The 14,659-nt window shown below is 75.1% G+C and carries 14 protein-coding genes; 13 read left to right on the top strand and 1 reads right to left on the bottom strand.

The features are described from left to right. Positions 1-105 precede the first annotated feature (105 nt). The 3 genes from FHL79_RS16410 to FHL79_RS16400 are packed head-to-tail and all read left to right on the top strand — an operon-like array spanning position 106 to position 4,182. Positions 106-1,911 (top strand): ABC transporter ATP-binding protein, encoded by a 1,806-nt coding sequence (locus tag FHL79_RS16410; RefSeq protein WP_246080873.1) that lies wholly within the window; start codon positions 106-108, stop codon positions 1,909-1,911. Next, the gene (locus tag FHL79_RS16405) at positions 1,908-3,740 is read left to right on the top strand and encodes an ABC transporter ATP-binding protein (protein WP_138759658.1); all 1,833 of its coding nucleotides are present in this window, start codon (positions 1,908-1,910) and stop codon (positions 3,738-3,740) included. The genes FHL79_RS16410 and FHL79_RS16405 overlap by 4 nt, the downstream gene beginning before the upstream one ends. Before the next feature lie 37 nt (positions 3,741-3,777). Continuing rightward, a complete protein-coding gene (locus FHL79_RS16400) occupies positions 3,778-4,182 on the top strand; it encodes a hypothetical protein (protein WP_138759657.1) in 405 nt (134 codons plus the stop codon). A 41-nt stretch (positions 4,183-4,223) separates the two neighbouring features. On the opposite strand, the gene FHL79_RS16395 is transcribed toward FHL79_RS16400, so the two are convergent. Further along, positions 4,224-4,805, bottom strand: a complete 582-nt coding sequence (locus tag FHL79_RS16395) for a putative glycolipid-binding domain-containing protein (RefSeq protein ID WP_138759656.1) — start codon at positions 4,803-4,805, stop codon at positions 4,224-4,226. 108 nt (positions 4,806-4,913) lie between these two features. On the opposite strand from FHL79_RS16395, the gene FHL79_RS16390 reads away from it, so the two are divergent. From FHL79_RS16390 to lgt, 10 genes are all read left to right on the top strand, one after another. Beyond that, a complete protein-coding gene (locus tag FHL79_RS16390) occupies positions 4,914-5,420 on the top strand; it encodes a hypothetical protein (RefSeq protein WP_138759655.1) in 507 nt (168 codons plus the stop codon). A 10-nt stretch (positions 5,421-5,430) separates the two neighbouring features. Further along, complete coding sequence (locus FHL79_RS16385) at positions 5,431-7,086, top strand: FAD-binding dehydrogenase (RefSeq protein WP_138759654.1); 1,656 nt, start codon at positions 5,431-5,433, stop codon at positions 7,084-7,086. Further along, positions 7,083-7,766, top strand: coding sequence for a hypothetical protein (locus tag FHL79_RS16380; RefSeq protein ID WP_138759653.1), 684 nt, complete (start codon positions 7,083-7,085; stop codon positions 7,764-7,766). The genes FHL79_RS16385 and FHL79_RS16380 overlap by 4 nt, the downstream gene beginning before the upstream one ends. 34 nt (positions 7,767-7,800) lie before the next feature. After that, positions 7,801-8,175, top strand: a complete 375-nt coding sequence (gene hisI / locus FHL79_RS16375) for a phosphoribosyl-AMP cyclohydrolase (protein ID WP_138759652.1) — start codon at positions 7,801-7,803, stop codon at positions 8,173-8,175. Then, positions 8,172-9,677 (top strand): anthranilate synthase component I, encoded by a 1,506-nt coding sequence (locus FHL79_RS16370; RefSeq protein WP_246080871.1) that lies wholly within the window; start codon positions 8,172-8,174, stop codon positions 9,675-9,677. Before hisI ends, FHL79_RS16370 begins: the two co-directional genes overlap by 4 nt. Next, entirely contained in the window at positions 9,674-10,303 is a 630-nt protein-coding gene (locus FHL79_RS16365) for a TIGR02234 family membrane protein (RefSeq protein WP_246080869.1), read from the top strand. The genes FHL79_RS16370 and FHL79_RS16365 overlap by 4 nt, the downstream gene beginning before the upstream one ends. A 131-nt stretch (positions 10,304-10,434) precedes the next feature. Then, positions 10,435-11,244 carry an indole-3-glycerol phosphate synthase TrpC gene (gene trpC, locus FHL79_RS16360; RefSeq protein ID WP_138759651.1) on the top strand — a complete coding sequence of 270 codons (810 nt, stop codon included), beginning with the start codon at positions 10,435-10,437 and terminating at the stop codon, positions 11,242-11,244. An 89-nt stretch (positions 11,245-11,333) separates the two neighbouring features. After that, complete coding sequence (gene trpB, locus FHL79_RS16355) at positions 11,334-12,725, top strand: tryptophan synthase subunit beta (protein WP_138759650.1); 1,392 nt, start codon at positions 11,334-11,336, stop codon at positions 12,723-12,725. Further along, a complete protein-coding gene (gene trpA / locus FHL79_RS16350; protein WP_138759649.1) occupies positions 12,722-13,519 on the top strand; it encodes a tryptophan synthase subunit alpha in 798 nt (265 codons plus the stop codon). The genes trpB and trpA overlap by 4 nt, the downstream gene beginning before the upstream one ends. After that, entirely contained in the window at positions 13,516-14,505 is a 990-nt protein-coding gene (lgt, locus tag FHL79_RS16345) for a prolipoprotein diacylglyceryl transferase (RefSeq protein ID WP_138759648.1), read from the top strand. The genes trpA and lgt overlap by 4 nt, the downstream gene beginning before the upstream one ends. Positions 14,506-14,659 lie beyond the last annotated feature (154 nt).

Here is a 14,659-nt window from a genome sequence, read left to right as displayed (position 1 = left end):
CCCGGGTCGAGCGGCCCTCGGCAGCCCGCCCGGCAATCCGTTAGACGGGGTAAGGAGCGCGAGTAGGGTTGTGCGCACCGCTTGCACCCGCTGAGGAGGACACCTGTGCCGCGCCGCAGAGACGCCGTGGTCCGGCGCGGACTCCGCCACATCGGCCGCGCCGTCTCCGAGCAGCGCGCCATGTTCACCCTCGCCGTCCTCGGCAGCTGCCTGTACGCCGGCATGACTGTGGCGAGCGCCTACGTCATCGGGGGCATCACCGACCGCGTGCTGCTGCCGTCCTTCGACGACGGCGCGACCACCGGTGCGGCACTGGGCCTCGCCGCGCTGGCGATCCTCGTCGTCGCCGTCCTCAAGATCGTCGGCATCATCGGCCGGCGGCTGTTCGCCGGGATCATGAGCTACCGGCTGATGGCCGACTACCGCCGCCGGGTCACCGGCCAGTACCTGCGGCTGCCGCTGTCCTGGCACCAGCGGCACCCCACCGGGCAGCTGCTGTCCAACGCGAACTCCGACGTCGAGGCCAGCTGGTTCTTCGTCGCCCCGCTGCCCTTCGCCTGCGGCGCGCTGGTCATGGTGGGGATCACCGTGGTCGCGCTGGTCCTCACCGACCCGCTGCTCGCCGTCGTCGGGCTGGTGGTCTTCCCGCTGGTGTTCGTGATCAACGCCGTCTACAGCCAGGTGATGTCCCCGCGGATGGAGCGCGCGCAGCAGCTGCGCGCCGAGGTCAGCGAGATCGCGCACGAGAGCTTCGACGCCGCCCTGGTCGTCAAGACCCTCGGCCGGGAGGACGACGAGGCGCGGCGCTTCGCGGTCAAGGCCGACGAGCTGCGCGACGGCCTGGTCGCCGTCGGCCGGGTCCGCGGGCTGTTCGACCCGATGATGGAGGCGCTGCCCAACCTGGGCACCCTCGCCGTCCTGCTGGTCGGCGCCGAACGGGTCGCCGACGGCGCCACCCAGGCTGGCGACCTGGTCTCCATCGCCTACCTCTTCACCCTGCTCGCCCTCCCCATCCGGGCCATCGGCTGGGTGCTCGCCGACCTGCCGCGCGCGATGGCCGGCTTCGACCGGGTGACCCCGGTGCTGCTGGCCACCGGGGAGATCCCGCACGGCCCGGACGCCGCCCCGACCGGGGACGGCGGCGCCGCGGTCGCCCTCCGCGACGTCGAGTTCCGCCACGAGGGCGCCCCCCGGCCGACGCTGCAGGGCATCACCTTCGACGTCGCCGCCGGCCGCACGCTGGCGGTCGTGGGCCCCACCGGCTCGGGCAAGTCGACGCTGGCCGGCCTGCTCGTCCGGCTCGTCGACCCCGACCGCGGCACCGTGGAGCTCGACGGCGTCGACCTGCGCACCCTGCGCGAGGGCGAGGTCAGCAGCCAGGTCGCCTTCGTCGCCCAGTCCACGTTCCTGTTCGACGACACCGTCCGCGACAACGTCACCCTCGGCGGCGACTTCACCGACGAGCAGGTGCACGAGGCGCTGCGCACGGCCGCCGCCGAGGACTTCGTCGCCCGGCTGCCCGAGGGGCTCGACACCCACGTCGGCGAGCGCGGGGCCAGCCTCTCCGGTGGCCAGCGCCAGCGGCTCGCCCTCGCCCGGGCGGTGATCCGCACACCGCGGCTGCTCGTCCTCGACGACGCCACCAGCGCGGTCGACCCGTCGGTGGAGGCGCGCATCCTCGACGCCCTGCGGGCCACCGACCACCCGGCCACCGTGGTGGTCGTCGCCTACCGGCAGGCCACCATCGCCCTCGCCGACGAGGTCGTCTGGATCGAGAACGGCCGGCTGGTCGCCCGCGGCTCGCACGCCGAGCTGCTCGCCCAGGTCCCCGGCTACGCCAGGCTCGTGCACGCCTACCAGCCACCCGAGGCCGACCCCGCCGAGCGCGAGACCGCCGGAGCACAGGCATGAGCGCGCCTGCCACCGAGCCGGTCCTGCCGATGGACCGGGGCGCGGAGAGCGCCACCGCCACGCTGCGCCGCGGCCTGCGGATGATGCCGGAGTTCCGCCACGGCCTCCCGCTCACCTTCCTGCTCGCGCTGGTCGCCACCGCCGGCCGGGTCGTCGTCCCGATCGCCGTCCAGCAGACCCTCGACCGCGGGCTCGGCGCCCCCGGTGGGCCGGACATCGGCCTGGTCCGCGAGCTCGTGGTGATCTGCGCGGTCGTCGTGCTGGTCACCGGCTTCGCCGTGTACCGGATGAACGTCCGGCTGTTCCGCACCACCGAGACGGCGCTGGCCGGGCTCCGGGTGCGTGCCTTCCGGCACGTCCACGACCTGTCGGTGCTGCACCAGCAGGGTCAGCGCCGCGGCTCGCTCGTCTCCCGGGTCACCAGCGACGTCGACCAGCTCTCGGTCTTCATGCAGTGGGGCGGTGTGCTCGGACTGGTCAGCCTCGGGCAGCTCGTCGTCGCCACGGTCGTCATGGCGGTCTACTCCTGGCAGCTGACCCTGCTCGTGCTGGTCTGCTTCATCCCGCTGGGCTTCGCGGTGAAGTTCTTCGCCCGCCGGCTGGCCACCGTCTACGGGGTGGTGCGCGAGCGGATCGGTGACGTGCTCGCCGCGGTGGGCGAGGCCGTCGTCGGCGCGCCGACGGTGCGTGCCTACGGCATCCGCGCCCGGACGGCGGCCCGGCTCGACCGCGCCATCGACCGGCACTACCGGGCCTCGGTCGACGCGCAGAAGACGACGGCAGCGGTCTACGTCAGCGGCGAGTTCGTCGCCGCCGTGGCCAACGCCGCGGTCGTCGTGGTCGGCGTCTGGCTCGGCATCGGCGGGCACATCTCGGCCGGCACGCTGGTCGCCTTCCTCTTCCTGGTCACGCTGTTCGTCGCCCCGGTGCAGACCGCCAGCGAGGTGCTCAACGAGGCGCAGAACGCCGTCGCCGGGTTCCGCCGGGTGCTCGACGTCCTGGACACCGAACCCGACGTGCAGGACCCGGCCGTCGCCGACCCCGCCTCGGCCCGCACCCTGCCGCCCGGACCGCTGGACGTCGCCTTCGACCACGTCTCGTTCGGCTACGCGCCCGACGCGCGCAAGGCGCTCGACGACGTCGACCTCTCCATCGTCCCGCGCACCCGGGTGGCGATCGTGGGGGAGACCGGCTCGGGCAAGACGACGTTCGCCAAGCTGGTGACCCGGCTGATGGACCCCACCGAGGGCCGGGTGCTGGTCGGCGGGGTGCCGCTGACCGAGGTCGCCTTCGCCTCGCTGCGCGAGCGGGTGGTGATGGTGCCGCAGGACGGCTTCCTCTTCGACGCCTCGGTCGCCGACAACGTCCGCTACGGCCGGCCCGGGATGACCGACGCGGAGATCACCGCCGCCTTCGACGAGCTCGGCCTGGGCGACTGGCTGGAGACCCTGTCCGCCGGCGTCGGCACCCCGGTGGGCCAGCGGGGTGAGTCGCTGTCGGCGGGGGAGCGGCAGCTGGTGGCCGTCGCCCGCGCCTACGTGGCCGACCCCGACCTGCTGGTGCTCGACGAGGCCACCAGCGCGGTCGACCCGGCCACCGAGATGCGGCTGACCCGCGCGCTGGACGCCCTCACCACCGGGCGCACCACGCTCACCATCGCCCACCGGCTCTCCACCGCCGAGCGGGCTGACGAGGTGCTCGTGGTGGACGCCGGCCGGGTCGTGCAGCGCGGCCGGCACGCCGACCTGGTCGAGGCGCCGGGCCCGTACGCCGGGCTGCACGCCTCCTGGCGGCGCAGCTCCGGCCGCCAGCCCGAACCGGTGGTCTGAGCGCGCCGTGCCACGACGACGCCCTGGGTTGCCCGGCATGTCCGCACCCGTGCGTCGCCGCCCACCGGCCGTCGCGTTCGTCGCCGCCCTGCTCGCGCTGCTCACCGTGCTGGGCGTGGGGCTCTTCGAGCTGATCGCGCTGGCGTTCTCCAACGGGCAGTTCGGTGACGGCGGCTGGGTGGTGGTCACCGTCCCGCTGCTGCTCGTGGTCGCACTGGTCGCCGGCGCCGCGCTGCTGCTGACCGGCCGGTCGTGGCTGGCGCTGCTGCTGCCCGCGGCCGGCATCGCGGTCTTCCTGCTGGTGGTGGGCACCAGTGGCGGCGCGACGGTCGAGCTCGCGCTGGTGGCGGTCGTCCCGGCGGTCGCCGCCCTGCTCTGCTCGCTGCCCGGCGTCCGGCAGTGGGTCGACGCGCGCAGGCTGGTCCGCCGCACCGGCACGTGACTGCCCGACGGGAACGGCGTGCTCTGGGTCCGCGGGCTCGGTCAGCGGGCTCGCGCGGCGATCCCGGGGTACGCCAGGACCAGGCCCGTCTCGTCATGGACCAGCCGGCAGGAGAAGTCGAACCGCGGGGCGCTGTACTCGTAGCGCTGGTGCCCGTCCTGGTCGCTGATCCGGGCGTACTCCTGGTCGAGTCGTTCGACGTCCAGGTCGAGGGCACGCACATAGGCGGCCGGAGCGTGCGCCACCGCACCGACGGGGAGCGCGAGCCGGTGCACCGGCAGGGTGTTGGTCATCGCGGAGGACTCGAGGTCCACGTCCAGACAACCGTCCAGGAACGGCGCGGGGTCCCCGTCGATGCGCCACCGGCCGCCGCCGTCCGCCTCGAGCAGCCGGGTGCGCAGCCCGGCGTCCGAGCGGCCGGTCACGCGCGCGCTGCGGGTGCGCCAGCCGTGGTCGAGCCGGATCTCGTGGTCGACGACCCAGAGCTGCCCGTCCTCGACCGCAGCGGTGGTGCCCGTGAGCAGGTGGCCGTCGTCGACGGATCGAAAGTGGACGACCTCGAAACCCGATCGGGCGTCCTGGTGGAGCCAGGCGGCACTCGTCGGCAGCGGGAGGAACGGCATGCGCTCACCTTGGCCCGCGCCGCGGCGGCGGGCGGCGGGGCGGCACGCCCAGCGGTCTCCCAGCCGGCGGCCAGCTGGGCCCGAGGCGCCGTCCCTAGCCTGCGGACCATGACGTCGTCCCTCCAGCGTCGCAGTCCCCGAGCTGCCCCGGCTGCGTCCCGCCGCGGGTCCACCCGCGCGCCGACCGCCCCGCCCCGACCGCTGCAGGCGCCGTTCGCGGCGGTGTTCGGCCTGCTCGTCGCCGTCGAGGACGGCTACCTGGGCTGGCTGCTGTGGGACGCCGATCCCGGCTGGGGCTGGTACCTGCTGGCGCCGCTCGTGCTGGCCGCTGGTGCGCTGACCGGCGCGGTGCTGGTGCTGCGCGGCCGCGCGCTGACCCGGTGGACCAGCGGGTCGGCGGTGCTCGTCGTCTTCTCGGTGCTGCCGCTGCTCGGGCTGCTCGGCCTGGCCGGCTTCTTCGCCGTCCTCGGTGGCGGGGAGGCGGTCTGGTGGGCGCTGCTGCTGCTGGTCGGCCCGATCGGGGCGCTGTCGCTGGGATCCCGGCGGCCGGTCCGGGCGTGGACGCGACCAGGCCGACGTCGGCAGGTCGTCACCGGGGCCCGCCGCGCCCGCTAGCGTCCCCGGCGTGAGCACCGACGCTGACGTCATCGTGGTGGGAGCGGGGCTGGCCGGACTGGTCGCCACCGCGGAGCTGGCCGACGCCGGGAAGCGGGTCCTGCTGCTGGAGCAGGAGCCCGCTGCCTCCCTCGGTGGCCAGGCGCACTGGTCCTTCGGCGGGCTGTTCCTCGTCGACAGCCCCGAGCAGCGCCGGCTGCGGGTCCACGACTCCCTCGAGCTCGCCCGCCAGGACTGGTTCGGCACCGCGGGGTTCGACCGCGCCGACGACCACTGGCCGCGCCGGTGGGCGGAGGCCTACCTGCAGTTCGCGGCGGGGGAGAAGCGGGCCTGGCTGCACGCCCAGGGCGTCCGGTTCTTCCCGGTGGTCGGCTGGGCCGAGCGCGGTGGTTACACGGCCACCGGGCACGGCAACTCGGTGCCGCGCTTCCACGTCACCTGGGGCACCGGGCCGGGCGTCGTCGCGCCCTTCGCCCGCCGGGTCGCCGACGCCGTCGCCCGCGGGCTGGTCGAGGTCCGCCACCGGCACCGGGTCGACGGCCTGGTGGTCACCGACGGGGTCGTCACCGGCGTCCGGGGGGCGGTGCTGGAGGTCAGCGACGCCGAGCGCGGGACGGCGAGCAGCCGGGTCGAGGTCGGTGGGTTCGAGCTCGCCGCGCAGGCCGTCGTGGTCACCTCCGGGGGGATCGGCGGCAACCACGACCTGGTCCGCAAGAACTGGCCGGCCCGGCTCGGGCCGGTGCCGAAGCGGCTGCTGTCCGGCGTCCCGGCGCACGTCGACGGCCGGATGCTGCAGATCGCCGAGGACGCCGGCGGCCGGGTGATCAACCCCGACCGGATGTGGCACTACACCGAGGGCATCGCCAACCACTCCCCGATCTGGGCCCGGCACGGCATCCGGATCCTGCCCGGGCCGAGCTCGCTGTGGCTGGACGCGACCGGCACCCGGCTCCCGGTGCCGCTGTTCCCCGGCTTCGACACGCTGGGCACGCTCGCGCACATCGGCACGACCGGTCACGAGCACACCTGGTTCCTGCTCACCCAGAAGATCATCGAGAAGGAGTTCACCCTCTCCGGCTCCGAGCAGAACCCCGACCTCACCAACAAGGACCTCAAGCTGCTGCTCAGCCGGGTGCGGAGCGGCGCGGCCGCCCCGGTGCAGGCGTTCCTGGACTCGGGCGAGGACTTCGTCGTCTCCCGCACGCTGCCCGAGCTGGTCGCCGGGATGAACCGGGTCACCGGCGACACCCCGCACCTGGACCTGGCCACCGTCGAGCGCGAGGTCGTCGCCCGGGACCGGGAGATCGCCCACCCCTTCACCAAGGACCTGCAGATCACCGCTGTCCGGCAGGCCCGCACCTTCCTCGGTGACAAGCTGATCCGGGTCGCCCAGCCGCACCGGCTGCTCGACCCGGACGCCGGTCCGCTGATCGCCGTCCGGCTCAACCTGCTCACCCGCAAGAGCCTCGGTGGGCTGGAGACCGACCTCTCCGCCCGGGTGCTGCGCTCCGGTGGGGCGCCGTTCCCGGGGCTCTACGCCGCCGGGGAGGTCGCCGGCTTCGGCGGTGGCGGCATGCACGGCTACCGCTCGCTGGAGGGCACCTTCCTCGGTGGCTGCATCTTCTCCGGCCGGGTCGCCGGCAGGGCGCTCGCGGCCGCGCTGTGACCACACCCGAGTGGGACGCCGCCCCGCCCTACGCCGGCCCGCCCCAGTACCCGGGCTCTCAGTACGGGGACCCGCAGTACGGGAACCCGCAGTACGGGAGCCCCCAGTACCTGGGCCCGCAGTACCCGGCCGGCCCGTACCCGCCGCAGTTCGGCACCCCGCCCTCCTGGGGACCGCCGCCGTACGCGGCGCCCGGGTACCCGCCGCCGGGCTGGGGCTGGGCGCCCCGCCCGCCGCAGCTCCCGGGCTCGGTCATCGCCGCCGCGGTGATCGCCTTCGCCTCCACGCTGCTGGTGCTGCTGGGCACCGTGTACGCGATGGCCTTCAGCGCGCTGCTCAGCCTGTCCCGCGGCCCGGGGTCCGGCGTCGGCACCTGGGTGGCGGTCGTCCAGCTCGCGCTCGCCGCGCTGCTCGTCGTCGGCGGCGTGCGGGCGCTGGGCGGGGACCGCCGCTGGCTGCTGGTCGCGGCGGCCGCGCAGCTGGCGATGAGCGTCTACTGGCTGGTCGTGCTGGTCAGCATCGCGCCGTCGACGGTCAACGGCAGCGTCGCCGTGCTGCCCGTGCTCTACGGCGCGCTGGCCCTCGTCGCCGGTGGGCTGCTCGTCCTGCCCGACGCCCGTGCCCGGGCCGCGCGGCGTCCAGGCCCCGCAGCGGACGGCGGTCCGGACGCGGGCGGCTGACCGGGGCGGACCGGCCGGGTGGGACGATCGGGGCATGTCCGCCCCCGCTCCCGACACCGAGCTCGACCCGGCGGTCGCCGCGCTGCTGCACCGTGACCCGGCCGGGCTGGTCGCCGCCGTGGTCCAGCAGCACGACACCGGCGAGGTGCTCATGGTCGCCTGGATGGACGACGAGGCGCTGCGCCGCACCCTGACCACCGGCCGGGCCACCTACTGGTCCCGCAGCCGGGAGGAGTACTGGGTGAAGGGGGAGACCTCCGGGCACCGGCAGTGGGTGCGCGACGTCCGGCTGGACTGCGACGGCGACGCCCTGCTGCTGCGGGTCGACCAGGAGGGACCGGCCTGCCACACCGGCGAGCGCAGCTGCTTCCACCGCCCGCTGCCCGCGGTCGCCGGGGCCCCGGCGTGAGCCTGGAGCTGGGTGCCACCACCCCGACCCGTGAGGAGTTCGGCGCCCTCGACGCCGCCGTCGTCCCGGTCACCCGCCGGCTGCTGGCCGACAGCGAGACCGCCGTCGGCATCTACCGCAAGCTGGCCGGGAACCGGCCCGGCACGGTGTTGCTGGAGTCCGCCGAGCAGGGCAAGCAGTGGTCGCGGTACAGCTTCGTCGGCGTGCGCAGCGCCGGGGTGCTGACCGAGCGGGACGGGACGACGGTGTGGCTCGGCGACGCCCTGCCCGGGCTGACCGACGACCTCCCCGCGGACCCGCTGGCCGCCGTCCGCACGCTGGCCCGCCGGCTGCGCTCGCCGCGGACGGCCGGGCTCCCGCCGCTGACCGGAGGACTGGTCGGCTACCTCGGCTACGACGTCGTCCGCCGGCTCGAGCGGCTGCCGCAGACCGCGACCGACGACCTCGGCATGCCCGAGCTGGCGCTGATGCTGGTCACCGACCTGGCCGTGCTCGACCACACCGACGGCACCGTGCTGCTCATCGCCAACGTGGTCGGCCGGGGAGCCGACGGGTACGACGACGCGGTCACCCGGCTGGACGCGATGGCCGCCGACCTGACCAAGGCCGCGCCGCCCGCGGTGGCCACCGTGTCGGCTGCCGCGGTCCCGCCGGTCACCAGCAACATGGCGCCCGGGGTGTTCGAGGACGGCGTCGAGCGGGTGCGCGAGCACGTCCGCGCCGGCGACGTCTTCCAGACCGTGCTCAGCCAGCGCTTCGAGCTCGAGACGGCGGTCGACGCGCTCGACCTCTACCGGGTGCTGCGCGCCACCAACCCCTCGCCGTACATGTACCTGCTGCGCTTCGCCGGCCGGGAGTCCCCGTTCGACGTCGTCGGCTCCTCCCCGGAGGCGCTGGTCACGGTCACCGGTGACCGGGCCGTGGTCCACCCGCCGGCCGGCACCCGACCCCGCGGTGCGACGCCGGAGGACGACGTCCGGCTCACCGAGGAGCTGCTCGCCGACCCCAAGGAGCGGGCCGAGCACGTGATGCTGGTGGACCTGGCCCGCAACGACCTCGGCCGGGTCAGCGTGCCGGGCACCGTGGAGGTCGCCGACTTCATGCGGGTCGAGCGGTACAGCCACGTCATGCACCTGGTCTCCACCGTCGGCGGTCAGCTCGAGCCCGGCCGTGACGCGCTCGACGTCTTCGACGCCACGTTCCCGGCCGGCACCGTCTCCGGGGCCCCCAAGCCGCGGGCGATGGAGGTCATCGAGTCCCTGGAGCCGACCCGCCGCGCGCTGTACGCCGGCACCGTCGGCTACGTCGACGCCAGCGGCGACATGGACATGGCGATCGCCATCCGCACCGCGGTGCTGCACGACGGTCGGGCGTACGTGCAGGCCGGCGCCGGGGTCGTCGCCGACAGCGACCCGGCGACCGAGGAGGCGGAGACCCGGCACAAGGCCCGGGCCGTGCTGACCGCGATCGCCACGGCGGAGGGGCTGCGGGAGCTCCGGTGAGCACGGTGAGCGAGCCCTCGACACGGCGGGAGCTCACCGTCGCGGTGCTGCTGTCCGCGCTCGCCGGGGCGCTGGCGCTCTCGTCGTCCTCCCAGCCGTGGGCGGACGTGACGATCACCCGCGAGGCGCCGCTGCCGCCGACGTCGGAGGTGCTCAGCGGCAGCCAGGCCGCCCCGCTGGTCGGTGCCTGCGGTCTGCTGCTGCTCGCCGCCGCGGTCGCGGTCATCGCCGTCCGCGGTGCCGGCCGGCTCGCCGTCGGGCTGGTCGTCGCGGTCGCCGGGGGAGTCCTGGGGTGGTCGGGCCTGCGCGGGGTCACCGGCGGGCTGGACCTGGACGCCACCGACGTCACCTCCGCCGTGGGCCTGGGCCGCGCGCAGGTGACCAGCGACCCGGTCGTCGGCTGGGCCGCCCTCGCGCTCGTCGCCGGTGTGCTCGCCGTCCTCGCCGGGGTGCTGGTCGTGCTGCGCGGGCGCTCCTGGCCGGGCATGGCCCGCCGCTACGAGCGCACCGGTGCCCCGACCCGGACGAGCCCCGCACCGGCCCGGACCCGCCGGCCGGAGTCGCCCGAGGACAGGCACCAGGCGGCGTGGAAGGCCCTGGACCGCGGCGACGACCCGACAGTCTGACGCGCGGCGGGTCGGGTGGGCTCCCCGACCCCCGGGGGGAACCGGACCGGTACGTCTCTAGAGTGATCTCACCGATCCGAGTGGTGAGGGGACGCGGTCATGACACATGCTGAGTGGTTCGAGGAGGGTTCGTGAGCGTCCTCGACGACATCCTGGACGGCGTCCGTGACGACGTCGCCGCCCGGCAGGCCGCCGTGCCGCTGGCCGACGTGCAGGCCGCCGCGCGCGACGCCCGGCCCGCCCTGGACGCCCTCGCCGCGCTCCGCGCACCCGGTGTCGGGGTCATCGCCGAGGTGAAGCGGCGCAGCCCCAGCAAGGGCTCGCTGGCCGAGATCACCGACCCCGCAGCGCTCGCCGCCCAGTACTCCGCCGGCGGCGCCCGGGTGATCAGCGTGCTCACCGAGGGGCGCCGGTTCGGTGGCTCGCACGCCGACCTGGCCGCCGTCCGCGCCGCGGTCGACGTGCCGGTGCTCTGCAAGGACTTCGTGGTCAGCAGCTACCAGGTGCACGAGGCGCGGGCGCACGGCGCCGACGTGGTGCTGCTGATCGTGGCCGCGCTGGACCAGAACACGCTCACCGGACTGCTGGAGCGGGTCGAGTCCCTCGGCATGACCGCGCTGGTCGAGGTGCACGACGAGGCCGAGGCCGACCGGGCCCTGTCGGCCGGGGCCTCGGTGATCGGGGTCAACGCCCGCGACCTCACCACGCTGGACGTCGACCGCAGCACCTTCGAGCGGATCGCCCCCGGGCTGCCCAGCGGCGTGGTCAAGGTCGCCGAGTCCGGCGTCCGCGGCCCGCACGACCTGATCAGCTATGCCGGCGCCGGGGCGGACGCCGTCCTGGTCGGCGAGGGCCTGGTGACCGCCGGCGACCCGCGCCAGGCGGTCGCCGACCTGGTCACGGCCGGGTCCCACCCGGCGACCCCGCGCGCCGCCCGCTGAGGGGAAGGACCCTTGCCCCCCGCCACTCGCGAGCTAGCGGCGGGCCCCTGCAGGAGGGCCGAGGGTGGAGGCGGTCCTAGTCTTGACGCGTGACCGCCCTCCACCCCGCCGCCCCTGACGTCCGCGACCTCCCCGCGCGCCCGGAGTGGCCGGACGCGACCGGGCACTTCGGCGTCTACGGCGGCCGGTTCGTCCCCGAGGCGCTGGTCGCCGCGCTGGACGAGCTCACCGAGGCCTACGAGGCGATGCGGGTGGACCCCGAGTTCATCGCGGAGTTCGGCCGGCTGCAGCGGGACTACACCGGTCGGCCGAGCCCGGTCACCGAGGTGGCCAGGTTCGCCGAGCACTGCGGCGGGGCCCGGGTGCTGCTCAAGCGCGAGGACCTCAACCACACCGGCTCCCACAAGATCAACAACGTGCTGGGTCAGGCGCTGCTCACCAAGCGGATCGGCAAGACCCGGGTGATCGCCGAGACCGGCGCCGGGCAGCACGGGGTGGCGACGGCGACCGCCGCGGCGCTCATGGGGCTGTCCTGCACCGTCTACATGGGCGAGGAGGACACCCGCCGGCAGGCCCTCAACGTCGCCCGGATGCGGCTGCTGGGCGCTGAGGTCATCCCGGTCACGACCGGGTCCCGCACCCTCAAGGACGCCATCAACGAGGCGTTCCGCGACTGGGTGACCAACGTGGAGACGACCAACTACGTCTTCGGCACCGTCGCCGGCCCGCACCCCTTCCCGGCGATGGTCCGCGACTTCCAGCGGGTGATCGGCGACGAGGCCCGCGGGCAGGTCCTCGAGCGGGAGGGCCGGTTGCCCGACGTCGTCCTGGCCTGCGTCGGAGGCGGGTCCAACGCCATCGGCATCTTCACCGCCTTCGTGCCCGACGACGGCGTCCGGCTGGTCGGCCTGGAGGCCGGCGGGGACGGCGTGGACACCGGCCGGCACGCGGCCACGATCACCGGCGGCGACCCCGGGGTGCTGCACGGCGCGCGGTCCTACCTGCTGCAGGACGACAACGGGCAGACCATCGAGTCGCACTCCATCTCGGCCGGCCTGGACTACCCGGGCGTCGGCCCCGAGCACGCCTTCCTGCACGACATGGGGCGCGCGGAGTACCGGCCGGTCACCGACGCCGAGGCGATGGAGGCCTTCGCGCTGCTCTGCCGCACCGAGGGCATCATCCCGGCGATCGAGTCCGCGCACGCCCTTGCCGGGGCGATGGTGGTCGGCCGGGAGCTCGGCCCGGACTCGCTGCTGCTGGTCAACCTCTCCGGCCGCGGCGACAAGGACGTCGAGACGGCGAGCGCCTGGTTCGGCCTGGGGGAGCACACCGCGCCGACCGACTCCGACGAGCGGGCCGTCGAGGCCGGCCGCGGCGCCGAGCCCGGCCCGGGGCTGGACGAGGACCAGCAGCCCACCGAGGGCGCGGTCACCAATGACGAGGCCGTCGCCGGTCAGGACGCTGGGGAGCAGGCGTGAGCGCCCTGGAGACGGCCATCGCGGCCGCCAAGGGGGAGGGCCGGGCGGCGCTGATCGCCTACCTCCCGGTCGGCTACCCCGACGTCGACACCTCGATCGCCGCCATGGTCGCTGCCGTCGAGGGTGGGGCGGACGTCGTCGAGGTCGGCGTCCCGTACTCCGACCCCGGCATGGACGGGCCGGTGATCCAGGAGGCGGTGGACGTCGCCGTCCGGGCCGGCGTGGGCATGCGGGACGTGCTGCGGGCCGTCGAGGCGGTCGCCGCCGCCGGCGCCGTCCCGGTGGTGATGAGCTACTGGAACCCGATCGAGCGCTACGGCGTCGACCGGTTCGCCGACGACCTGGCCGCCGCCGGGGGAGCGGGCGCGATCACCCCCGACCTGATCCCCGACGAGGCCTCGACCTGGCTGGCCGCCACCGAGCGCACCGGCCTGGACCGGGTGTTCCTGGTCGCCCCGAGCTCGACCGACGCCCGGCTGGCCGCCACCGCCGCGGCCTCGCGCGGCTTCGTCTACGCAGCCTCCACCATGGGGGTCACCGGTACGCGGGCCACCGTCGGCGACGCCGCCGAGCGGCTGGTCGCCCGGACCCGCTCGGTCACCGACACCGCCGTCTGCGTGGGGCTCGGTGTCTCCAGCGGGGACCAGGCCGCGGAGGTCGCGGCCTTCGCCGACGGGGTCATCGTCGGTTCGGCCTACGTGCGGGCCCTGCTCGCCGGCGAGGGCGCGGACGGCGTGCGTGTCCTGTCCGCGGAGCTCGCGGCGGGCGTCCGGCGTGCGAAGGTGCGCACATGACCGTGCTCGCCGCGATCCCGAGCCCGACCCAGGGGGTCTGGGAGCTCGGCCCCTTCCCGCTGCGCGGCTACGCGCTGTGCATCATCGCCGGCATCGTGGTGGCCTGCTGGCTGGGGAACCGCCGCTGGGTCGCCCGCGGCGGTGCCCCCGGCGACGTGCTGGACATCGCCGTCTGGATGGTGCCCTTCGGGATCATCGGCGGCCGGATCTACCACGTGCTCACCACCCCGGAGCCCTACTTCGGCGAGGGCGGGGACCCGATCCGGGCCCTGGCCATCTGGGAGGGCGGCCTGGGCATCTGGGGCGCCATCGCCCTGGGCGGCGTGGGCGCCTGGATCGGCTGCCGCCGCCGGCGCATCCCGCTGCCGGCCTTCGCCGACGCGCTCGCCCCGGGGATCGTGCTCGCCCAGGCGATCGGCCGGCTGGGCAACTGGTTCAACAACGAGCTCTACGGCAGGGCCACCGACCTCCCGTGGGGGCTGACCATCCACCAGTGGGACTCCTCGGCGGGCCGGGCGCTCACCGGTGCTGACGGCCGAGCCGAGGTGCTGGGCACCTTCCAGCCCACCTTCCTGTACGAGCTGCTGTGGGACGTCGGCGTCGCGCTGCTGGTCATCTGGGCCGACCGCCGCTTCCGGCTCTCGCACGGCCGGGCGTTCGCGCTCTACGTGGCCGCCTACTGCGTGGGCCGGCTGTGGATCGAGACGCTGCGGATCGACACCGCCGAGCACTTCTTCGGCGTCCGGCTCAACGTGTTCACCTCGATCGTCGTCGGCCTGCTGGCGGTGGCCTACCTCGTCGCCCAGCGCGGGCGCCCCCGCGAGGTCATCACCCGCGGCGCGGAGGAGGCCGGTGCCCGCGAGGACGGCGCCGGCGCCGACCCGTCGACCGAGCCGTCCGGTGGGCACCCGGTGGAGACGCCGGCCGACGGCGCTGCCGGCCGGCGGACGCCTCCCGACGAGGGTGACCGTCCGGCCGGGGGCTGACCCCCGGCGAGCCCTGGACGGCGTGCCGGGGAGAGACATGTGCGACATCAGGTCGACATGTCGCGGACGTCCCCGGTCTGTGTACGCTCGCAGCGGCCGACCAGCGATCCTGGGCCGGCCGGCGACGTCGGACCGGGCCAGTGCTGCCCCGCGC

This window comes from Modestobacter altitudinis (genome assembly GCF_005930475.1).
Classification (GTDB): Bacteria; Actinomycetota; Actinomycetes; order Mycobacteriales; family Geodermatophilaceae; genus Modestobacter; species Modestobacter altitudinis.
This window is presented reverse-complemented; position numbering and strand designations above follow the sequence as displayed.

Excerpts from the sequence above, each read along its gene's own strand:
- FHL79_RS16400 (WP_138759657.1), top strand. The coding sequence starts at position 3,778 with ATGTCCGCACCCGTGCGTCGCCGCCCACCGGCCGTCGCGTTCGTCGCC.
- hisI (WP_138759652.1), top strand. The coding sequence starts at position 7,801 with ATGTCCGCCCCCGCTCCCGACACCGAGCTCGACCCGGCGGTCGCCGCG.
- FHL79_RS16390 (WP_138759655.1), top strand. The coding sequence starts at position 4,914 with ATGACGTCGTCCCTCCAGCGTCGCAGTCCCCGAGCTGCCCCGGCTGCG.
- lgt (WP_138759648.1), top strand. The coding sequence starts at position 13,516 with ATGACCGTGCTCGCCGCGATCCCGAGCCCGACCCAGGGGGTCTGGGAG.
- FHL79_RS16395 (WP_138759656.1), bottom strand. The coding sequence starts at position 4,805 with ATGCCGTTCCTCCCGCTGCCGACGAGTGCCGCCTGGCTCCACCAGGAC.
- FHL79_RS16405 (WP_138759658.1), top strand. The coding sequence starts at position 1,908 with ATGAGCGCGCCTGCCACCGAGCCGGTCCTGCCGATGGACCGGGGCGCG.